19 protein-coding genes are annotated in these 21,976 nt (G+C 47.7%); 6 read left to right on the top strand and 13 right to left on the bottom strand.

All coding sequences use genetic code 11. From position 1 onward, the window contains the following. The first annotated feature begins 14 nt into the window (after positions 1-14). Entirely contained in the window at positions 15-641 is a 627-nt protein-coding gene (locus DN062_RS13840) for a MiaE family protein (protein ID WP_112159970.1), read from the top strand. Between the two features lies 1 nt (position 642). Here the strand turns inward: DN062_RS13840 and DN062_RS13835 are convergent, their stop codons facing one another. From DN062_RS13835 to DN062_RS13825, 3 genes are read right to left on the bottom strand one after another with little or no spacing between them, the layout of a single operon-like run. After that, complete coding sequence (locus tag DN062_RS13835; protein ID WP_112159900.1) at positions 643-1,389, bottom strand: UDP-2,3-diacylglucosamine diphosphatase; 747 nt, start codon at positions 1,387-1,389, stop codon at positions 643-645. Continuing rightward, positions 1,389-1,889 (bottom strand): peptidylprolyl isomerase, encoded by a 501-nt coding sequence (locus tag DN062_RS13830; protein WP_112159899.1) that lies wholly within the window; start codon positions 1,887-1,889, stop codon positions 1,389-1,391. The genes DN062_RS13835 and DN062_RS13830 overlap by 1 nt, the downstream gene beginning before the upstream one ends. Before the next feature lie 60 nt (positions 1,890-1,949). Beyond that, on the bottom strand, positions 1,950-3,200 hold the full coding sequence (locus DN062_RS13825) for a TIGR03862 family flavoprotein (protein WP_205126740.1): 1,251 nt from the start codon (positions 3,198-3,200) through the stop codon (positions 1,950-1,952). Positions 3,201-3,845: 645 nt separating this feature from the next. Between DN062_RS13825 and DN062_RS19150 the strand changes: the two genes are divergently transcribed. Next, positions 3,846-3,968, top strand: coding sequence for a hypothetical protein (locus tag DN062_RS19150; RefSeq protein WP_338039980.1), 123 nt, complete (start codon positions 3,846-3,848; stop codon positions 3,966-3,968). A 34-nt stretch (positions 3,969-4,002) separates the two neighbouring features. Here the strand turns inward: DN062_RS19150 and lipA are convergent, their stop codons facing one another. Then, on the bottom strand, positions 4,003-5,046 hold the full coding sequence (lipA, locus tag DN062_RS13815; protein ID WP_112159896.1) for a lipoyl synthase: 1,044 nt from the start codon (positions 5,044-5,046) through the stop codon (positions 4,003-4,005). A 123-nt stretch (positions 5,047-5,169) separates the two neighbouring features. Between lipA and DN062_RS13810 the strand changes: the two genes are divergently transcribed. Beyond that, a complete protein-coding gene (locus tag DN062_RS13810) occupies positions 5,170-5,349 on the top strand; it encodes a PLDc N-terminal domain-containing protein (protein WP_205126739.1) in 180 nt (59 codons plus the stop codon). Between the two features lie 181 nt (positions 5,350-5,530). Here DN062_RS13810 and DN062_RS13805 read toward each other — a convergent pair whose 3' ends face one another. After that, a complete protein-coding gene (locus tag DN062_RS13805) occupies positions 5,531-5,731 on the bottom strand; it encodes a DUF1127 domain-containing protein (RefSeq protein ID WP_112159895.1) in 201 nt (66 codons plus the stop codon). Positions 5,732-5,894: 163 nt separating this feature from the next. On the opposite strand from DN062_RS13805, the gene DN062_RS13800 reads away from it, so the two are divergent. Together DN062_RS13800 and DN062_RS13795 are read left to right on the top strand one after the other, a co-directional pair. Further along, on the top strand, positions 5,895-7,340 hold the full coding sequence (locus DN062_RS13800) for an aminotransferase-like domain-containing protein (RefSeq protein ID WP_112159894.1): 1,446 nt from the start codon (positions 5,895-5,897) through the stop codon (positions 7,338-7,340). Between the two features lie 61 nt (positions 7,341-7,401). Beyond that, positions 7,402-9,183: an ABC transporter transmembrane domain-containing protein gene (locus DN062_RS13795; RefSeq protein ID WP_112159893.1), complete on the top strand. Its 1,782-nt coding sequence runs from the start codon at positions 7,402-7,404 to the stop codon at positions 9,181-9,183. 28 nt (positions 9,184-9,211) lie between these two features. Here the strand turns inward: DN062_RS13795 and DN062_RS13790 are convergent, their stop codons facing one another. The 4 genes from DN062_RS13790 to DN062_RS13775 all read right to left on the bottom strand — a co-directional run bounded on the left by DN062_RS13790 (position 9,212) and on the right by DN062_RS13775 (position 14,675). Then, positions 9,212-10,333 carry a cytochrome-c peroxidase gene (locus DN062_RS13790; protein ID WP_112159892.1) on the bottom strand — a complete coding sequence of 374 codons (1,122 nt, stop codon included), beginning with the start codon at positions 10,331-10,333 and terminating at the stop codon, positions 9,212-9,214. A gap of 8 nt (positions 10,334-10,341) precedes the next feature. Next, a complete protein-coding gene (locus DN062_RS13785) occupies positions 10,342-13,080 on the bottom strand; it encodes a TonB-dependent receptor (protein ID WP_112159891.1) in 2,739 nt (912 codons plus the stop codon). A 70-nt stretch (positions 13,081-13,150) separates the two neighbouring features. After that, positions 13,151-14,164: a FecR domain-containing protein gene (locus tag DN062_RS13780; RefSeq protein WP_112159890.1), complete on the bottom strand. Its 1,014-nt coding sequence runs from the start codon at positions 14,162-14,164 to the stop codon at positions 13,151-13,153. A gap of 1 nt (position 14,165) precedes the next feature. Further along, the gene (locus tag DN062_RS13775) at positions 14,166-14,675 is read right to left on the bottom strand and encodes a sigma-70 family RNA polymerase sigma factor (protein ID WP_112159889.1); all 510 of its coding nucleotides are present in this window, start codon (positions 14,673-14,675) and stop codon (positions 14,166-14,168) included. Positions 14,676-14,972: 297 nt separating this feature from the next. Here DN062_RS13775 and DN062_RS13770 point away from each other — a divergent pair, with 297 nt between their 5' ends. Further along, positions 14,973-18,191: a DEAD/DEAH box helicase gene (locus tag DN062_RS13770; RefSeq protein ID WP_162301305.1), complete on the top strand. Its 3,219-nt coding sequence runs from the start codon at positions 14,973-14,975 to the stop codon at positions 18,189-18,191. 381 nt (positions 18,192-18,572) lie between these two features. On the opposite strand, the gene hchA is transcribed toward DN062_RS13770, so the two are convergent. From hchA to DN062_RS13750, 4 genes are all read right to left on the bottom strand, one after another. Then, positions 18,573-19,445 carry a glyoxalase III HchA gene (gene hchA / locus DN062_RS13765; protein WP_112159887.1) on the bottom strand — a complete coding sequence of 291 codons (873 nt, stop codon included), beginning with the start codon at positions 19,443-19,445 and terminating at the stop codon, positions 18,573-18,575. Between the two features lie 180 nt (positions 19,446-19,625). Then, entirely contained in the window at positions 19,626-20,843 is a 1,218-nt protein-coding gene (locus tag DN062_RS13760) for an MFS transporter (protein WP_112159886.1), read from the bottom strand. A gap of 253 nt (positions 20,844-21,096) precedes the next feature. Beyond that, positions 21,097-21,615, bottom strand: a complete 519-nt coding sequence (locus tag DN062_RS13755) for a Slp family lipoprotein (RefSeq protein WP_112159885.1) — start codon at positions 21,613-21,615, stop codon at positions 21,097-21,099. A gap of 40 nt (positions 21,616-21,655) precedes the next feature. Further along, on the bottom strand, positions 21,656-21,874 hold the full coding sequence (locus tag DN062_RS13750; protein ID WP_112159884.1) for a VF530 family protein: 219 nt from the start codon (positions 21,872-21,874) through the stop codon (positions 21,656-21,658). Positions 21,875-21,976 lie beyond the last annotated feature (102 nt).

The raw sequence follows: 21,976 nt of genomic DNA, 5'->3' as shown, positions 1-21,976 counted from the left end.
GTTTTTTTATGACAATGAAATCCGCTTTAGACGAAATTAATCAGTTTTTATCTTGTGAAACTCCCGATGCTTGGATTGAAGAGGCCGCAAAGCCGGAAAATCTAGCCTTGCTTTTAACCGATCATGCACATTGCGAGAAAAAAGCCGCTTCAACAGCCATGACGCTAATGTTTCGTTATGTTGATCGCCCTGATTTGCTCAACAAAATGTCACGTCTTGCTCGTGAAGAATTAATTCACTTCGAACAAGTATTGGCTATCATGCATGAGCGGGGGTTTGAATACGGTCACATGACTCCGGCTCGTTATGCAGCAGGCTTGAGACAACATGTTAGAACCTCGGAGCCTGGGCGCTTAATTGATGTGCTGATTATTGGCGCTTTCATTGAAGCAAGGTCATGCGAGCGGTTCGCTAAATTGGCACCTTATTTAGATCAGCCTTTGGCAAAGTTTTATCGGTCTTTGCTCAAATCTGAAGCGCGTCATTATCAAGACTATCTATTTTTGGCAGAAAGCTATGCAGGTCAACCGATTGATGAGCGAGTGGCTTTTTTTGCACAAGCTGAAAAAGAATTAATCGAGACGCCTGACGAAGAATTCCGCTTTCATAGCGGACCACTTATTCGTCAGGACGCCGCTTAACTCAAATCGATGCCGGAAATTCAAAACGGATGAGTTGCAATTCGTGCTCATCCACTTCTAAATACCATCCGGCTTGATCCCAGTCTCCCAGTACCCAGCGCTCACCTTGACCTTTTTTTACTTGGTTTTGATGATGCGCGGGTCTATGGGTGTGACCATGAATTAGATGATCAACCTTAGCACAAAGTAGCGTTTGTTTCACGGCGTCCGGACTAACATCCATGATTGAGTAAGACTTTTCAGCGCCTCTTGCTTGGCTTTCAGCTCTAAGTGATTTTGCAATTGCAATGCGCTCTTGCAAAGGTTTACTTAAAAATTGATGTTGCCAAGCTGGGTTTCGAACCATTGACCGGAAGTTTTGATACTCTGTGTCCTCAGTACACAGTTGGTCACCATGCATGAGTACAGCCGTTTGGCCATTTACAAGCTGAAGGGGATATGACTCAGGCAATAATGTGATATTCGCTTGGTCTAACCACTGCGTTTTCACTAAGAAATCTCTATTTCCATGTTGGAAAAAAATAGCTAAATCTTGATGCCGTTGTAGAGTTTGAAGCGCAGAAATCAATCTTTCAGCCCCCGGAAGGGGGGCGTCATCACCGATCCAATATTCAAAAATATCGCCTAGCAAATACAACTCAGCCGCACCTTGAGCTATGTTGTCAAGAAACCATAACAGCGCCTCAAAAATGTCGGGGCGCTCAGGTTGCAAATGCAGATCTGATATAAAAAGCTGTTTCTTTGGCATTAAGACTTTTCAATCACAACCGCTTTAGTAATGATGACATCTTCTGTAGGTACATCTTGGTGGCCCGCTTTAGAGGCAGTTTTGACTTTCTTGATTTTATTGACAACATCCATACCATCAACCACCTTGCCAAATACCGCATAACCCCAGCCTTCCATTGTTTTAGCGCTGTGATCTAAGAAAGTATTATCAGAAACGTTAATAAAAAACTGAGCTGATGCAGAATGAGGATCCATGGTGCGCGCCATTGCTAAGGTGCCAGTTTTATTGGATAAACCATTATCGGCTTCGTTTTCGATAGTTTCGCGCGTTTTTTTAGAAATCATGCCAGGTTCAAAGCCACCACCTTGAATCATAAAACCTTCAATGACGCGGTGAAAAATGACGCCATCATAAAAGCCTTCTTTAACATACTGCTCAAAATTTGCTGCCGTTTTTGGCGCTTTTTCGTGGTTCAGCTCAATGGTGATATCGCCATGGTTTGTATGCAGTAAGATCATGTTCGTATTCCTGATGGGTTATTAGAATCTATAATTATACCTAAGTCGTGGATATGTGCATTATATTGATGGCTCTTGTGTCCGAATCCAATTCAATGCAGCGCGTCCCGCATGTTGTCCCGTTGCAAAACAAGCGGTTAATAAGTACCCCCCTGTTGGAGCTTCCCAGTCGAGCATTTCACCTGCACAAAAAAAGCCAGGGTGACTGGATAGCATGAAATCATTATTCATTTCTGAAAGTTTGACACCACCTGCTGTGCTGATGGCTTCATCTATAGGGCGAGGGGTTGTTAGCTGAATTGGGTAATGTTTTAGGCAAACTGTGACTTTTTGCGGATCTCGCATGGCATCAGCACTTAAACGGTCTCTCAGCAGATCGATAAAGACAGGCTTCAGTCCTAAGCGCTTGAGATGATTATTGATGGATCGTGAGCCATGTGGTTTACTCATGTCCTTTAATAGATCCTCAAATGGGCGGTCTGGCATGAGATCTAAGAAAAGATCGGCGATTCCGTCAGTAAGTATTTTTTCGCGCAGAAGGGAGGAGGCCGCATAAATTAAGCTGCCCTCAAGTCCATATTTAGCAATAAGCAGTTCACCTTTACGTTGCCACCTAATACCCTTGTTATCTTCAAATGTCAGAGTCACCCCCTTGAGTGGAGCGCCAGAGTGGCGGCCTTGAAGAATGGAACTCCAGTCACATTCAAATCCGCAGTTGGTGGGTTTAAAGGGGGCGATTTGAACCTGTTTATCTTTTAGTAGCTCAGTCCACTGGCCATCTGAACCCAGCTTGCGCCAACTCCCACCCCCAGTCGCCAGAATGACTATTTTTGCAGAGATATGTTGAGTGCCATTTGGGGTCTCGAAGCTAAGAATATGCTTTGTTTCATCCCATCCTACCCAGCTATGACGAGTGTGAAACTCCACCCCTTGATGCTTTAGACGTTGTATCCATCTTCGCAGAAGAGGGGCTGCTTTCATCTCTTTTGGAAACACCCGTCCAGACGAGCCGATAAAGGTTTCTATACCCAGTTCATGGCACCAATTAACCAAATCAATTGGTGTAAACTCATTTAAAGCGGTTTGCAGATTGGGTTGTGCTTCTGCATAGCGTTTGCAAAATTGTTCAAAGGGTTCGGAGTGGGTGATATTGAGGCCACCACGACCTGCCATTAGAAATTTTCGCCCAACCGTTGGCATCGCCTCATAGAGGCTCACTTTAAGGCCTTGAGTGGCCAGCGTCTCCGCTGCCATAAGTCCAGCCGGGCCACCACCTACAACAACGGCTGTAACAAACGCACTCTGTGTCACTTTTGTATCCATATAAATTAATTAATAATTAAAGAGAGCTTTAATCGAAACAACCGCTACATGGCGCACTCTATTGAGTGAGATTAAAACACAAATTTGCCCGATAACGATTATAAAATTCCGAAAAATCGCTCACTTACCGTTGACCTACCTGTCCATTAATTATTTAAATGCCCTCTCTACATCAAGGAAGTAGCCGCTGCTTCATGGATGAATCACCCCCCCCTCTGTGCTGAGCTTAAACGCTTTCAGCTTCCTTTTTCCATGAGCATTAGTCCTGCTAAACGCTAGATTACATTGATGCATTCACAAAAGTTCCGCTTACTCGCCATCGACACACCTCTCGGTGAAGATGCCATTTTTGCCTGGTCGCACCAGCCGTGATGAAGAAAGCCGCGGCTACGAAAACGAATTTGTCTGCGTGCATGCTTCGCGTGTCTAACGTCCACCGCTCAAAACAGGCTGGCCCAAAATGCTCGCTCCACAACATGACAAGGTGGTCGGCCCTGAGGGCGAAGAGATCTACACCGATGAATACGGCCGTGTCAAAATCCAGTTTCCTTGGGACCTCTACGGTCAAAAAAACGAAAATAGGTCCTGCTGGGTCGCGTTAGCCACCAATGAGCAGGTAGAAACTGGGGCTCGATTTACATCCCACGCATATGCCAGGAGGTCATTGTCGACTTCTACGACGGCAACCCGGATTGTCCGATCATTACAGGGCGAGTTTACAAGGCTGAGCAGATGCCGCCTTGGACCGAGATATAGACAGAGCCATTAAAAGCTCTGTCTAGAACCTGTATCAGTTGATTTGTTTCAGCGGAATTTGGTTAATTGCATTACTAACCGGGACCGTTGCTGGCGCGGCCAAGCCAAGGTTGTTCTTTTCGAACACGCGATCAGCACGGTAGCTTGAGCGAACCATGGGGCCTGAGGGGACCTCCATAAAGCCTTTCGCCAATCCCACTTCACGATAGTGATTGAACTGCTCTGGTGTCACATAACGCTCAACGGGCAGATGATTTTTGGTGGGTCGCAGATATTGACCCAGTGTGACAATGTCGACGCCTGCGGCACGTAAGTCATCAAAGGTTTCAAAAATCTCTTCGTCGGTCTCGCCTAAGCCCACCATAATACTGGTTTTGGTGATGATGTCAGGACGGTACTGTTTGGCGTGTGCAAGAACTCGCAAGGTTTTTTCATAGCCTGCGCGCTTATCGCGGACTGGGTGAGTAAGGCGACGAACGGTTTCAATGTTCTGTGCAAAAACTTGTAACCCAGAATCAACAACAAGCTCGATGTGTTCTTCTACGCCGTCAAAGTCGGGCGTTAAGGCTTCGACGATCACTTGCGGAGTGCGTGCTTTGATTGCGGACACGCAAGCGGCATAGTGAGCAGCACCACTATCGGCAAGATCATCACGATCGACAGAGGTCAGCACGATATAGCGTAAACCCATCAACTCGACGGACTTAGCCGTGTTTTCCGGTTCATCAACATCTAACCAACCTTTTGGATTGCCAGTGTCCACAGCACAAAAGCGGCAGGCGCGTGTGCAAACGGATCCCATCAGCATGATTGTAGCCGTGCCGTTGCTCCAGCATTCCCCGATATTCGGGCAGTGGGATTCTTGGCATACCGTGCTCAAACGATGCTCTTTCACATTGTGACGAACGGCTTCAAAGCGAGCACCGCCGGGCATCTTTGCGCGCAGCCACGATGGCTTCGGAGAAAAGGTTTCTGAAGATGAATTGTGAGATTGCTTGATACCATCTTTGATGGCGGCAATGCCTTGTTCTGTACGAAACTTTTGTCCACTCGGGACACGGATTTTACCATTGCTCATCGGATGCTGTGCTCTCTGATCACCGGTTGCAAGAATAAGATATATTCTATCATAGATGTTAACATTAGGCGTGCTGAGGATGACTGAGTACGGCTATTTTTTCAAAGGATGAGGTGAACGATTATGATATCGATTGAAGTTTCGGGTCTTCTGGGGCTGGTGTTGTTGGTGTTGAATGTCTATGCCATCATCAGGATTGTGCAAAGTAACGCAACTAACGGCTCTAAAGTACTGTGGGTGGTGTTAATTTTGCTGTTACCTCTGTTCGGCTTAATTATCTGGTATTTAATGGGACCAAAATGAATGATGTTCTAATGATAAAAAGGGGAAGGGTTAACGTCCTTCCCTGATGGCGGTGGCTTAAGTGCCATGGTGTTCTTTTGGTTCAATAATCCTAACTTAGCCAACAGGTCTGTCGTGTTGACTATGGGCGAACCTGAATAAGTCTGGTTAATAACCCTATACATTGTTGAGCAGGCCATGCTCAACAGTCTTTGTTCACGTGCTTTTTGAATAACGAGCGTTTCCAGATGGGTTCCTTTCCTTCATCTTGTGCCTGTGAGCGAGTAATGCCAACATCTTTCAGTAACCGCTCTTCGAGTGCTAGTAATTGGCGGTGGCTACGGCGGTATGCACGGTAGTCGCGTAGTTGAAGACAAAGCTGGGTAAGGTTGAAGTGCTGCATGATTGATCCCCTCTTAATTTGTCTGACTAGAATAATCGGTGCTACTATTTGGATACAGATATAGGTTTTTGTATTATTAGGATACAGATTGGTTATTTTTAATTCTGTATGGTCGATATTTAGGTCATCTGTATCGTAATTATGCTGAAAGTGGGTAATTGTTATGACGCGCTATGAAGAGGTCGCCAGTGTATTGCGAGAGCGTATAGAGCATGGTCTTTACCGTGTGGGGGATCGCCTGCCTTCTATCCGTGCGGTGTGCCAAGAGTTAGACGTCAGTATCTCGACGGCTCAAGAAGCCTATCGGCAACTGATGGATGCGTCCTTGATTGAGTCTCGGCCTAAATCAGGCTATTTTGTGTTGCCGCGCCAAGTACCCTTGGTGTTGCCGTCTGTGTCACGCCCTGCGCGGCGTCCGTTGGACATATCACAATGGGATCAGGTGTTAGAGCTGGTTGCCGCAACACAGCGTGACGACACGCGGTTGCTGTTGGGACGTGGAGTGCCTAATTTGGCATATGACACGCTTAAACCCTTGTCAAAAATTCTGTCTGGTTTACACCGAAGCAATGACTTGAATGGGTTCAACTACGATAAACTAAATGGCAGTCCCGAACTTCGTCAGCAGGTGGCGCGTTTAGCCACGGCTTCTGGCTGTCTGTTGCATCCGGATGACATTATAATTACGACGGGCTGCCAAGAGGCGTTGGCTATTTCATTGCGGACGTTGACTCAACCTGGCGATGTGGTGGCGGTGGACTCACCGAGTTTTTACGGCACTATGCAGATACTGAAAGCCAATGGCTTAAAAGCGTTGGAAATACCTACCGACCCGCAAACAGGCATTAGTTTGGAAGCATTGGAGCTGGCGTTAGAGCAGTGGCCAATCCGAGCAATACAAGTGACCCCCACTTACAATAATCCAATCGGTTACACCATGCCTGAGGCGCGTAAGCGCGCCTTGTTTCAGCTCGCTCAGCGCTTTGATGTTGCCATCATCGAAGATGATATTTACGGAGATTTGGCATTTACTCATCCTAGACCACGTACAGTAAAGTCCTTCGACAAGGATGGGCGCGTTTTGCTCTGCAGCGGATTTTCTAAAACAGTCGGCCCTGGGTTGCGGGTGGGTTGGCTGGCACCTGGTCGTTACAGTGATCTAGCTTTGCATATGAAGTATGTCTCAACTGGCGCTTCGGCGACATTGCCGCAATTGGCGGTGGCAGAGTTTGTGGCTAAAGGTTATTACGAGCGCCATCTTCGCTATGCCATCCGCCAATACCAGCGGCAGCGCGATATCATGATTAGCTGGGTGCAACGCTACTTTCCTAGAGGTTCGGGTATTAGCTACCCTCAAGGCAGCTTTCTGTTATGGGTTGAGTTACCTGCTGCTGTGGATTGTGTGAGCCTTAACGAACGCTTGGTAAAACACGCGATCTATGTCGCGCCCGGGTCTTTGTTTTCAGCTTCTGGCAAGTATCGTCAATGTTTACGCCTGAATTATGCTTTTACTCTAACGCCTGCTATAGAACGCGCAGTGCGGACGGTTGGCGAGCTTGCCTCAGAAATGGTGCGAGAGGCGCGACAGCATGAGGTGGAAGAGACATAAAATCACGCTTGATCGCGCTACACTCAAAGTAATGTTTGTCTGCCATCTTCTCAGGAGCCACATGACTCAATTAAAAACACACCCTCGATTGTTATTGCGCTTGTCCGCTTTTTTGTTGCCTTACAAAGTGCAGATGACGGTGGCGGCCATTGCCTTGGTTGTTGCAGCCGGGTGTGTGTTGTTGCTGGGGCAGGGGCTGCGGTTGGTTGTCGATAGAGGATTTGCCGCGAATGATGTGCAGTGGTTGAACTTTGGTTTACTGGTGACGTTGGTTGTGGTGCTGGTAATGGCCATTGCGTCAGCCGCACGTTTTTACTATGTCAGCTGGATAGGTGAGCGTTTGGCGGCGGATCTTCGCACTCAGGTGTTCAAGCATTTGCTGACCATGGAACCCGAGTTTTTTGCTCGCAATGGCGCAGGTGAGATTCAAAGCCGACTGACAGCGGATACCACTGTATTGCAAAGCCTATTCGGCTCGTCGATCTCCATGGCCTTGCGGAATCTGTTGACGTTTATTGGCGCACTAATTTTTCTGTTCATCACCAGCCCGCAATTGACCTTGTTGGTGTTGGTGGGTATACCAGTGACGGTGATACCGGTGGTTTTGTTTGGGAAACGTGTGCGCAGTCTGTCACGTTCCAGTCAGGATCGGGTTGCCGAGCTTGGGAGTTATGCAGGGGAAGTGATTCAGGGGATTGAAACGGTACAGGCTTCGGTGCACGAGGCCGAAGATCAGCGCCATTATAAACACCGAGTGGAGCAGGCGTTTCAGAGTGCGCGGGCACGGATTGTTCAGCGTGCTCTGTTAACAGGCTTTGCGCTGATGGTGATTTTCTCAGCTGTTGGATTGATCCTCTGGCAGGGTGGACATGCTGTTCTGGCGGGCCGAATGAGTCCGGGTGAGCTGACCGCTTTTGTATTTTATGCCATGATCGCGGCAGGTGCTGTCGCCACTCTGGCCGAGGTGGCAGGTGAAGTGCAACGGGCGGTGGGTGCAACTGAACGTTTGCTTGAGCTACTGGATGCGACGCCTAGTATTTTGCCCCCCTTATCAGTGACCCCTTTGCCTCAGCCTTTACGTGGTGAAGTGGTTTTTCAAGGGGTCAGTTTTGTCTATCCATCACGCCCAGAAACGCGGGTCGTCGATGATCTATCTGTGACGATCCAGCCAGGTGAGCGTATCGCATTAGTCGGGCCGTCGGGCGCTGGTAAATCCAGTTTGCTGAAACTCTTGCTGCGCTTTTATGATCCAGCACAGGGCGAGATTCGCTTGGATGGCGTCAACATCACCGCTCTGGATCCTCAGGCATTGCGTAGTTGTATGGCATTAGTTGCTCAGGAAACGATCTTGTTTACGGGCACAGTGGAAGAAAATTTACGTTTTGGTCGTCCCGACGCAACAGAAGCGAACTTAATTGAAGCGGCTATGCAGGCGCAGGCTTGGGAGTTTATCCAACGTTTACCTCTGGGGTTGAAAACCCCTTTGGGTTCCGGTGGAATTCAGTTGTCGGGTGGACAGCGTCAACGTATGGCGATTGCGCGTGCGTTGCTTCGAGACCCTCGGGTTCTCTTATTAGATGAAGCGACGAGTGCACTCGATGCTCAGAGTGAGCAACTGGTTCAGGCCGCTTTGGATCAGCTGATGCAAGGGCGCACATCGCTGGTGATTGCGCATCGGCTGTCTACGGTGATTTCCGCCGATAGAATTTTAGTGATGGATCAGGGAAAATTGGTGGCATCCGGTACGCATCAGCAGCTTTTGCAACAGTCTGGCCTGTATCAACGTCTGGCAGCTCTGCAGTTTGGAGCAGAGGCCAGTGTCGTTGATACGGCACAAGGATAACCTTTATATCGATCAACGCTTGTGGTTGTTAGGGTAACTCTGGCGGTGGTTTCATATAAGGCAGGTGGCCTGTTAGTGAAAGCAAAAATGCTTTGAGCTCTGCCACTTCATCTTTGCTCAACTCAAGTGGTTGAATGAGTGAGGAAAGCTGTGCCAGGGGGAGATCTAAGTGTTTGTCGGGCAGTGCCGCATTTTGCCACCAGCCGATGTTGTAGAGCGAAAGTAACATGTCCAGGTCGCGAGCAAAACCATTGTGCATGTAAGGTGCTGTTTCGCTGATACCTCTGAGTGCTGGTGTCCGAAAGGCCCCCATGTCATCAGCGTTCGCGGTTATACGGTAGCGCCCAAGAGAATTGCCGACGCGTTCGAAAGAGGTCCCTAAATGATGATATTGCTGATCGCTTAGCAGGCTACCATGGTGACAGTTCATGCAACGTGCTTTGGTTCGAAAGAGATGCAGTCCGCGTATCTGTTCAGTACTGAGCGCCTGATAGTCACCCTTAAGAAAGCGGTCATAGGGGGTGTCGTTCATATTCACGCTGCGCATAAACGATGCAATCGCCGTTGCAATCCTCTCAACGCTCACCTGCGGATCACCAAAGGCAGCCTCAAACAAGGGTGAATAGCCATCTATCTTAGACAGTTTTTCGACTGAGATTTCAAGATCTCCGGCCATCTCGATGGGGTTGCTCCAGCTGGCAATGACCTGCTCCTCTAAGTTGGCCGCTCGACCATCCCAGAAGACTTCATTTAGAAATATGCTGTTGATAATACTGGGTGCATTCATATCGCCCTGTTGTCGGTTGTGCCCGATCGAAACTCGACGCCCATCGGCCCAGCCTAGGTCTGGATCATGGCAGGATGCGCAGGCGATCTGATCTGAAGCAGACAGGCGGCGTTCAAAAAACAGCTGTTTGCCCAATACTACTTTGTCGGGTGTTAGTTGCTGCCATTCAGGGAGGCTGTCGAGACTGGGCAAGGGCGCGAGCTCTGCAGCTTCGACGCCCGGATCGATATTCGCCATGGGCCACAAGGACGGAGGCTGTCGGTAAGCCTCGATCTTTGGATCCGTTGCTGCCCTTGCTAGACTCACGAAGAGCAACAAGGCAAGCAGGATTGTGACGCGGGTGATGGATACTCTTCTCTGCATCGTCTTGCCTAAAACCTATACCCCAGTTCCAGCCAGTACTGGCGTCCCACTCCAAACAATTGGACATTCGATTCAGCACTCACGACGTTTTGATTGTCAGTGACATTGACGACATCAACGCGTAAATAGGGTGAGTTTTTTGACTCCAATAAGCGGAGGTCTAGGCTCATGTCCCAACGAAGTGTACTGCCTTGTTTGTAAACATCGTATTGACTCAGACCTGTCGCTGTATCACGACCCAGGTTGCGTAAGTAACGATAGCCATTCGTGAAGGCAAAGGCATTGCGCAATTGAATACGATCATTAGGGCTGCGGGTAATCAGGTCTAAATTGACACTGACGGGTGTGGCAAAATTACTGGCAGGCAGGTCTCGCTTAAGGATGCGCTTACCGTCAAACCAAACCTCTTCATCGCCGTTGATGCTAGACAGATAACCTGATGAATCATTGCCATAGGTTGTGTCAGTTTGTTTGTCCATCCAGGATGCAGAGGCATTGACAGCCCAATAGGCACCTAGCCATTCTGCTGGCGTTGAGCGCCAATAGAGATCAATCTGGTGGGTGCGACTGGACCCTGAGTTATCAAACCATTTGAGATCCTTTGCAGTGTCTTGCTGTGTACGTACCTGCCGTTCTCCGCGTCGTTCAACCATGACAAGACCCGCTTCACCGGATAATACGGGGCCACTAATGCCCAGATTAATTTCATCATCGTAAGGTGTATCGAGATCTTGGTAGAGCCAGCGGCGACTCAGGTCCACTGGCATAAACTCACCAGTAGGAGAGGTCCGTGACGTTTCGACAATTAAATCACGCTCTTTTTCTCTGAGTCGGTAGGCTAAGAACGACTTGCCATAATAGCGGTTTGCGCCAGCACTGAGGCGGTAACGTTTCTCGTCATCCAGATAAATCCCCCCACTTAATCGCGGTGCTACATTGGTATTCCCTAGCCAGCCATCTCGCTCAAGACGCAAACCCGTGCGCCAGAAAATACGTTGCTGATCGCTGTGCAATTCAGCAAAAGCTGCAGAGTTTAGGTTGGAAAAACGTGTCTTACCTGCTTGGTAAATGACTTGGCGGTCTTTAAATTGATCCACCGGAGACCAAGACCCCAGGCCTATTTGAGGAGGCAGTGGTTGGGTGAAATCCAGTTTGTATTCATTGAAAATGAAATCATTGAGTCGATTTTGACGGAAGTGAATCCAGCGCAGTTCACCGCCATAATCAAAGCTTAAGGTATCAGCCAAGGGAGAACTGAATTTTAGCGTGGTATTAAGGGTCTGTTGTTCGTTTTCTAACTCACCATAGCCACCGATCATGCCGCCGTCATAGACCGTTGTGTTTTTGTACTGGTCCATAATATTTTTTTCAAAGTAGCGCTCATCTGAGCTGCGTCCTGCATTGACATTCAAATCCATGCGGGTATCGCCGAAGTTCTTAGCAAAATTAACGCTAAGGTTCAGCCCTTGGTGTCGGCTATCAAAATCGGAATCGGGGAAGTTGATGAAGAAACTATCCTGATCGTATTCGCTAAAGGCTAAGGATGCATTCAGAAGATAATCCTGTTCAAGCATATCCAGACGTAGCACCCCTGAGCGGGAATAGGTATCGAGTGTGCGCTCTTCACTGGGTCTGAAAATACGACCTGTTTCAGCAAAGTGAGCGAAATCAACGCTGACATGTTGTTTCTGTCGGATGCGTGACGTTTTCTCGTCCAGTCCAGCAAACACTCCGATATCCCCTAAGCGAGTGGCGCCCTGAATGCTGGTTTGGTCTTTGCGAAAGTTGGGCTGAAATTCACCCGGTAGTCCGACAGGCAGCTGGGCCGCCGCATCACCAAATGTACCCTGCTGCACAGGGTCAACATGAAAGGTTGTCCAGCTGTCACGGGTCATACGACGGCTGATACTAAAGCTATCTTCACCTTGGTAGCCTTTGGTTTCTGCCTTAATCACCCCACCAGTGAATCCTCCTTCACTTGCGGATGCATTTACGTCGATGACTTCTACGTGTTTGAGAAAGTCGCTATTGATAAAGATACTTTGTGAGTGGCCAGCAACACTGGTGTAGTTACCCAACCCCTCACGCTGTGCTGGGTCCATTAGATTATCAATAGCGGCACCATCTAGCATAAGTTTGTTTTGATAGGGTGCGGCACCTCGGATGGAAAACTCTGCTGGTTTAATATCCCCTTGCTGTAAGCTTGAGCTGCTGCGATCGGCTACCCGAACCGATGGGAGAATGCTGAGCGACTCTGCAAGATCCCCTCGCATTGCATTGCGCATTTCACCGCTTTCAAGAGATGAAAAACCTGAGCGAGCGTATCCACCTTCAACTCTCATTAAAGGCAATAAAACGGTTTGATCTGTCCCTGTTTGACCTCGGGCTCGTATTAGAAAACCGCCACTCACGATGGGTGCTGATTGGAGCCCTGTGCTAGACAGTAAAATATCGAGAGCCTCTTGTACCGTATAGTGACCGGACAACCCCGTACTGGATTTACCCTCGACTAAATCGGTTGAGTAAGAAAGTAGAATGCCGCTTTGTTGGCCCAGTGTATTGAGTGCTTGTCCTAAGGGGCCTGCCGAAATATTCCAGTGACGGCTTGTTGACGCTTCCTGCATCGATGAGGCCATCACCGAGAAGGGGAGCATGCCAGCCGTCATACCGACGCAAAGGGTACCGAGCAACAGCAAATGCGATAGAGGTTTACGTTTAAAAGATACAGCAATCACCGTGTATGACATGAATACATCCTCAAAGAAACGTCATTTACCTACCTTGACGTTTAAGAATGAAAATCAGTCCATCTTTTTTTCATTTTTTAAAATGTTTTGATGGATGCAGAGAAATCCAGTAGCGCGATATGTGCTTTAACTGTATTGGCAGACTATAGCTGAGGCTTTCTAGGACGTTATGAGTATCGTCGATTGGGTAACTACCTGAGACTCTTAAGCTGTCTAGCACAGGGTCTAGCCGTATCATGCCTAAGTGGTGAACAGAAAGTTCATTAATAAACTGCCGGAGGGGCATACCTTCTGCGATTAGCATGCCTTGTGTCCATGCCGCATCCGATGGGTGTATGGGGCGCTGTTCAAGTAGCTGATCTTTTGAAAAGGTTATGACGTGTCCAGTAGGGATGACGTGAGGTTGTGTGATTGGACCTGAAAGCAACAAGACTTGCCCGGCTAAAACGGAGACCTCAGTTGTCGTTGTTAACTGACGCACATTGAACTCTGTACCAACGGGTGTTAGTTGCCCTTGTTGTGTGGTGATGAACAAGGGTAAACGGGGGGTACTTGTGTCAAGACCAGCCGTGCGAATAAAAATTTCGCCCTGCAGTAAACGTATCTGTATATCCTCCAGGTTGTGCTCAAGTTGAATAATTGTTCGGCTATTGAGTTGTACGAGACTTCCGTTCGTTAGCTCAAGTGTCAGCTGCTCCCCTGTGTCCGTTTGGTGATAGGCCTGTTGGGTCGTATGCACGGGTTGCTGACTGAGTAGCAAACCGCCACCTACACCAACGCAGAGCAGCGTCAGCATTTTCACGGTACGCCTGCGGGTCTGTTGGGACGAGTTAAGTGTGTGTCGTGCTAGCTCGGTGGAGGCTGGAGAGAGTGCGGAAAAGTGTTTGTAAGTGACTTCAATCTTTTGCCAGGCGCGCTCATGATCAGGGTGTTCTCGGCGCCAATCAAGTATTCGATCCCATGTGTTTGGAGCCGCTTGGGTTTGCCAGTCCATTAAAAGCTCAATGGCATGTTGTGCCACCTGATCAGGTATGTCGTGTGTTGGCTTAAAGGCTTCGTTCTGATGAGGGAGTGGTGTGGTCATATCAGAGGTTCAGGTCAGGAAAGTAACATCGGCTGGCCGCCTGAATCAGGTGGCGTTTGACCGTACTGATGGAGATGTTAAGCTGCTCGGAAATTTCAGCGTAGGTCATTCCATCAAGCTGAGCATACAAAAAAGCACGGCGGGTAATCTCTGGAAGCCCATCCAGTCGTCGATCAATTTCAATAAGCAACGCAAGGAGTTGATGTTGGGTTTCCGGTGAGGGAGCGTCGGCAACGGGTAGATGCTGCAATGCCTCAAGATAGGCGTCTTCAATGCGCTGATGTCGCCAATGGTCAATCAATACACGCTTTGCAACGGTCATTAAGTAGGCTTTAGGTTCACGAGCCTGCTGCCATTCATCTCGCTTCAATAAACGCACGAAGGTGTCCTGCACCAAGTCTGCAGCTCTGTGGTTGCAGCCCAGCCGCTTGCATAGCCAACCCAATAACCATTGCCTGTTTTGACTGTAGAGCACACCTAAATCATTATGAGTCGAAGGTTCTTTATGCATTTTGGTGTCGTTATGATGACGAGATTAGTCGATAGGGTCATGTGCTGGCTGCATAAACTCGCCAGCGTATTGTTGAGCCATTGCCATCATATTGATCCGTTATTCTAAATGCAAATGATTTTTCTTTAGTTTTATTATTTTGTAAGTAATACAGTTTCTCTCAGTTAACAACTTTAAGGGAGGTACAAAAAAACCGTTAACTTATTTTGACGCAGCATTCGTTTTTATCTTTCTTGGGCGCTACAATCGCAGTCTATCGATAAAATGCCCACTTGTTTAAGGATTACATTGGTCACTATGCTCAACTTCACTATCACTGGCATCCAAAAAATGACGGATTCTGCAACTTTTCAGAGAGGGTTGGAGTATTTCAAACAGAAGCGAGTGAAGATGCTAGCCTATGATGAGGCGAGTGAAACCTTTAGTGCGCAGGTGAAAGGACGAGGGCGAAATCGTTATGATGTCGACGTTTTTATGACAGAGGATGGTCTGTCATCTATCTGTACCTGCCCAGTAGCACTTGATTGCAAGCATGGCGTTGCAGCAGCACTTCATTGGTTGTCAATCAAGCCTAAACACGTTGAGCCACCAGATGAAATCAAACAGGCGAATGTTAACAATAAGGGAGCAATCGCTTGGCGGAAGTGGTTAGATACCTTACCCTCGTCAAGTCATGTCGCTACTTCAGCCCCGGTTCCTAGTCGTTTTTATCTGCTGTACTTTTTGAATAAGACAGTATCTGATCAATGGTTTCTTGATTTACGTAAGGCCTATTTGCGACAGGATGGAAAGTGGAGTCAGATCAGTCGCTATACCCCCGAACCTTACAGTTTGATTTATAGGGCACCGGAGTTCATGTTTCCAATCGATGTGCAGATATTGCGTCTTTTAATAGGGTGTGCTCAAGGTCCTTCAGGTTTTCAGATCGAAGGGGAGGTAGGGGCATTCTTGCTAGACCAAGTGCTCAGTACTGATCGTATGTATCGGGGAGAAACATCGAATTCAGTGTTATTGCCTTTGCAATTGCTTCCGGCCAGCGTTCTAAATTGGCATTGGACTGAAAGTGATGAAGGCCAGCACTTAACACCCGAAGTACAGGATGCCAGCCACTGGCAACTGCTACCTGTGAGTCCACCGCGCTACATGGATTTAGATCGCAATGGCATCGGAGAGTTACAGTCGGCACTTGATACTAAGCAAATCTCACATCTTCTTCAATTACCGCCTATACAGCCAGCACAAATGGCTGAATTCAGTGCGCAATTGCGGTGTTATCTGACTCCAGAGCAAATCCCATTACCTGAAGAGCCCAATAATCCACTTGCCGACACTCCTCTGCCTTGTTTACGAGTACTGGTGGGTGAGGTTGAAGGGGGCGTTCTTATGCCAGGTGTGGCTGTATCTTTTGATTACGGCGGCTATCGAGTGGCGCTTGATTTCGATGCCATGATCTCCACCCTGCCTGAGATATATGAACAAAATGGCAAAACCTACCTTGTTCAACGAGATGTTTCTGCTGAGGAGGTTTTACTTCAGCCGTTGCTATCTTACGAGTTGGGGTTGGTAAGGCGAATGGGTGGATTTCGCGATGTCTGGGTGCCCAAGAATCCTAATGGAAGTCAGATGTTGCGTGATTGGCAAACCTTTATGGAGATGGGGCTGCCAGCCTTAGAAGCCCAAGGCTGGCAGATTGAGATTGATCCAGACTATGCTTTGCCAGTGCAATCGGCGGCATTTGATATTCATCTTCGTGATGGTAAAAATAATTGGTTCAATTTTGCACTGAATCTGCCCATTGATGATGAAAGAAGTCTGAGCACACAGGATATTGTTGCGCAATGGCTAGAAAAGGGCAGCCCGGATGAACTCTGTTTGCCTTTGACCGATGGCTGGATACGAATTGATACGCAGCCCCTAAAGTCCTTGTACAGCTTGGTTCTAGAGCTCTATTCGCAAAACAAACTCGATAAGCCCGTATCTTTGCCGCCTTTTCAGGCTGCACAGTTGGCCGACTCTCTGGAGCTGGATGAGCGTCAGGCACCGCTCACATCCAAGCTTGTCAAACAACTTAAAAGCTATGCTGGTCTAGTAGAGGTACCGCTATCCATGCATGTTCAAGCACAATTGCGTCCCTATCAACAACAAGGGTTGAACTGGTTGGGATTTTTGCAAGAATATGGGTTTGGCGGCATTCTGGCGGATGATATGGGGCTGGGTAAAACGCTGCAGACCCTGAGTCTGATTCAAGGGTTGAAAGACAATAAGCGTTTATACAAGCGACCAGTGCTAGTGGTGGCGCCGACCAGTTTGATGGGAAACTGGCAACGCGAAGCGGCTCAGTTCACCCCTGAGTTAAAAACCTGTTTGATTCATGGTTTGAACCGGGCTAAACAGTTTGATCAGATCAGTAAATGTGATTTGGTCATCACCAGTTATCCGCTGCTTTTGCGTGATGCTGATCGCTATAAAAAGCGTAAGTTTTCGCTACTAGTGCTGGATGAAGCACAGGCGATCAAAAACCCAAATACTAAGGTTGCTCAGCAGGTTCGTACCTTGGATACAGCCAATCGACTTTGCTTAACGGGCACGCCCTTGGAAAATCATCTGGGCGAGTTGTGGGCCTTAATGGATTTTGCAATGCCTGGGCTGCTTGGAGGTTTAAAGTCGTTTAATCAATTCTATCGCCATCCCATCGAGCAAGTAGGGGATCGTTTGTCGCAGCAAGCACTTGCGAAGCGCGTGGCGCCCTTCATGCTGCGTCGAACCAAAACAGATGTCGTACAAGAGCTGCCACCCAAGACGGAAATCATTCAGTATGTCGAGCTAGAAGGACAGCAGCGAGAGCTTTACGAGAGTATTCGCATCAGTATGGAGCAACGGATTCGACAATTAGTGGCCACGAAAGGGTTGGCTCGCAGCCACATTGAGTTTCTTGATGCGCTTCTCAAACTACGCCAAGCCTGTATTGACCCTCGACTGGTAAAGCTGGATAAGGCCGCTCAGATAGAGGGAAGTGCTAAGCTGGATTGGCTGCGTGATACGTTGCCTGAGTTATTAGACGAAGGGCGGCGAGTGCTGATTTTCTCGCAATTCACCGCCGTATTGGGGCTGCTAGAGGTCTTGTTAAAAGATCTGAATGTGGAGTATAGCAAGCTGACAGGCCAGACTCGAAAGCGCCAAGAATCAATCGACCGTTTCCAATCTGGCGATGTTCCTGTGTTTTTGATAAGCCTTAAGGCCGGTGGCAGTGGTTTAAACCTGACGGCAGCAGACACCATCATTCATTTAGATCCCTGGTGGAATCCAGCGGTTGAGCAACAAGCCACGGATCGTGCGTACCGTATAGGCCAAGATAAGCCTGTGTTTGTTTACAAGCTGGTTGCAGCGGATACGGTGGAAGAACGTATCCAGCAGATGCAACAGCAAAAGCAAGCACTGGCCGATGCCTTGTTTGATGAAACAGGCCGTGCCGGTATACCAACAGATAAAGAGGCATTGTTGGCATTGTTGGCTTGAAAGAAGAGTGGATGAACCAAATATAGGAATCTGAAGACCGTGAACACCCTGTCCCTTTGGTCTATTATTGATGTGATAGAACTCTTTGCCTTGTATATCAATAACTTTGGACCAAAAAAGGGTCTGTTTTTCGAAAGCAGGTGCTGTGTCGCAGGGCAATTTCTAAAATAGGTCGACGCGTCTAGGTTTTTTTCATCATTAAACCATTTACCCTCTAACCAATAGAGGCGCTCATTTAATCCTTCCAGACTTGGTGATATTGTAAAGATTGCAAATCGATCAAATCCAAAGGGTTTAGCAAAATCTCGTACACGATTTTTAAGTTCACCCAGTGACTCACAGTTTTCAATAGCAATGGCGGCCGAAATGGCCGCCTCCGCTTCAGTTAGGTTCATACTTTTTTATTTCATCCAATAAAGCGTTAGCGGACAGCTTACCCAATGCATTGCTCGCAAGAGGGCTGTCGCCTGTGATTAGTCTTCGATCTTGATGTACTTGGCCTGAAATTTCGGTATTCATAAGCTTAAATCCGATGTTCGTCAGTTTTTCTCCAAATTTCCATGTTAAGTGACCAGGCATGTATCCTATATGAGGAGTCTGCTCGTCGAGTGCGTCTGGAAATGCACAGATCTCATACCCTGCAAAACTTGAGTTCTTGCCTAATGCTAGCAAGGCTGCGGGTCCATGACAAAGAGAGATAACAAACTTATCTTGCTGAGCCGCCCATTCAAGCACAGACTTTACTTCGGTACTCTCCGGTAACCCTATTAGAGCACCATGACCGCCGGGAATAAAAACAGCAAAATAATCAGAATTTTCAGACAGACTGTTTGCTACCACATCAGATAACTTAAGGGGTTGTTTAAATTGGCTGTTGTATTCAGCAAATAATTCTTTAATCGCTTCATCCTCTGATGGCATCGCCCAATATTCGAATTTCACCGGGTTGCCTGATAAGGTCGCAACATCAAATTTAAAGCCAGCTTTGACTAGATGATACATTGGCACCAAGGTTTCAATAGGGTGATTACCTGTAGAAAAAAGGCTGCCATTGTCAGTCATTAAATAACGCTCATCAGCGCCAATCATTAAAATTTTCCAACGATTTCCTTTATAGGGTTCGGAGTATTCAGCTCCACTTAAATCTGATTTGGAAGATGTGAATTGACTTAGAGAATAAGGCGAGGGGAAGAATGCATTATCCTCAGCTATGTCAGGGGTGGGGCGTTTATCATCTGTGCTAATAAGTGACATAATTTGATCCTAATGTTGTTTGAGTAACACCAGTATTGTATAGGGTCAGGGTTTAAGCAAAATGAGTGAAATCCCTCAACGATAAGATGAAGGCATACACCCAAAGATGACTGGAAAAAAATGACTGGTTTTATCGATATACCAACAAGGGATGAGGCCTTGTTGGCTTTAAGTATCGGCCTATTTAATGACGCGTTTCTTGTATATAAGTGGAATATAACTCATCACTTGCAATGCAATAAGTCCTGCGAACGCAATGCGCAATGAGCCTGATATCGATACGCCATTTTGCTGAAGAACATCTAAAGCGATGCCCAGTCCCCACTGAACGATAAAGGCACCGGCGAAGGCCATCAGATTGATGGCGGTGCTGACCCGGCCGAAAGAGGATTTAGGGAAATTAGACGCTGTTGCAATATAGGTTTGTGCATTGGCCGCTGATAACACGCCAAGCATGAACCAGAAGACAAGAATAGGGCCCCAGCCCGACAGTATAAGCCCCTGAACAATGAGCATCAGCCCGTAACCTATTTGCATAAAATTTAGCGGTGTAATGCCTCGTTGACTCAATCGTGTCCCAAAAATGCCAACTGAGAGTTGTCCTACTAACATGCCAAGATTTAGTGTCATTAAATAGCTGGCCGCTTGGCTAAGGGGTAAGTCATTGACGTTCATTAGCCAAGGCACGGCCCAAAGACTTTGCAGGGCCATGAAGCCGCCAGTGAAGAAAGTTGCGGACCCTGCAAATCGCAGAAAGTTGGGTGCAACAAAAATTTTAGCAACGGACTTTAACGTTGAGCCGAGTGATTCGGGTGACGTTTGTTGTGCATCACCGGGTAAGGCGATAAAAACAAAGACAGACAGAACCGTGGCCAGACAGGCGATGAGCCAGAAAACACCTCGCCATCCGAGGATGGGAAGCATGGCTTCCATGGGGGTGCTAGCAGTCAATGCTCCCAAAGCACCTGCAGCCATGATAAATCCTGTCATTGAGCTTTGGCGCTCAGCTGGATACCACATAGCAAACCCTTTTAAGCTCGCCATCAAACAGGCTGAAACCCCTAAGCCGATCAATCCCCGCGCCAGTGTTAATTGCCCTAATGAGTCACCCATCGCAAAGGCAGCAGAGCCTCCAGCAGCCAGCAGCAATAGGCTGCCTAGAACGCGCTTGGGTCCGTAACGATCCAGGGCAATGCCCAGTGGAATCTGTGCTATACCAAAGGTTAAGAAATAAGCGCTCGTCAGCAAGCCGAGATCCGCCGCCGATAGAGCTAAGTCCTGTGTCAACTCAGGCGAAATGACAGCATTCACAGTTCGTAGCAAGTAGGAAAGATAATAGCCCAAGGCAAAGGGGAGAAAAATCATCACCCAGGTCGTTGGACGTTGACTTAATGACATGGTTTAAATCCTGAAATAGCTGCAGTGACGCAACTTAGCAATCTGTGAGTGCGTCAGTTATTTGAAAGGAAATCTAACATAACCGATTTCAGTGTTACTAGGCCATGGGGAGGGTCATAAATTAAATTGATGCAAGTTGCGTAAAACCCTTATGTAAAGATTATCCAGCTAGGGCAGCGGCAACCTTCATAGTATTAGCCAGTGTCAACGTTTTGGGTTTAGGTTGCAGCTGCGATCAGTGGTGGTTCCTTCTCTATTCATCTGGGACGAGAATGATGGGTCGGAGCAGCAAGCTTCTGTGGAGAAAAAAAGGATCGCAATTGCAATGCTGGGTTGAGGATTCTTTAATCTCGGGCCAAAGATGCAGGTGTTCTGAATCAAGGACTGGAAACACGTAGGCTTGTTCCCCGACCTGATCCTCTTCGGTAGCTGAAAAATTGCCCAATGCTGTGACGAGGCGACCAGGTGCATAAATAGCTGGGTCGATAAAACCAGGGATCAGAATACGGAACCGTCCTCCGCTATTGTCTGATTTAACAGGACGACCATTGCTGTTTAATGAAAATTCAACCACTTCCAACAGGCTGCCTTGTTGCAGGTTACTGACCTTAGCAATTTCACCGCCCCAACGTACCGTTTGACCTGCTGGTTCAATGCTCGCCGTTGCCGAAAAGGGGAGAGGCGTTTGTTCAGTTCTGGTTTGCAGGTCAGAGGGAATTGAAGCGCAGCCACCGATCAAAAGAGCGAGTAAAAAAAGCATCTTGCGGTTCATAGCGAAGGCTCCTGTGAAGATGGTTTTGTCGATACACGAATTATTTGAATGTGTTGATGTACAGAGATTCTACTTTATCTCTGGCCCACTGAGTTTTACGCAAAAACTTGAGTGACGATTTGATTGATGGGTCGTTGTTGAAACAGTTGATATTAATTTCTTCATATAAACCCTTCCAGTCATAATGTTCGACCAAACGCGTTAATATCTTTTCGAGACTCAAGCCATGTAAAGGGTTGTTCGGTTGCTCTTGGTTCATCTTGTCAATCCGGTTGTCATTTTTAAATGCTCTGCGTAGTCTCATCTCTGGCTACAGAGAACGAATTCTAGCAGAGATATTTGAATATTCGGCCTAGTCGAA

Origin of the sequence: Nitrincola tibetensis (genome assembly GCF_003284585.1) — a bacterium.
Classification (GTDB): Bacteria; Pseudomonadota; Gammaproteobacteria; order Pseudomonadales; family Balneatricaceae; genus Nitrincola; species Nitrincola tibetensis.
Note: the sequence above shows the minus strand (reverse complement) of the source record. Positions and strands in the feature narration are given on the sequence as shown.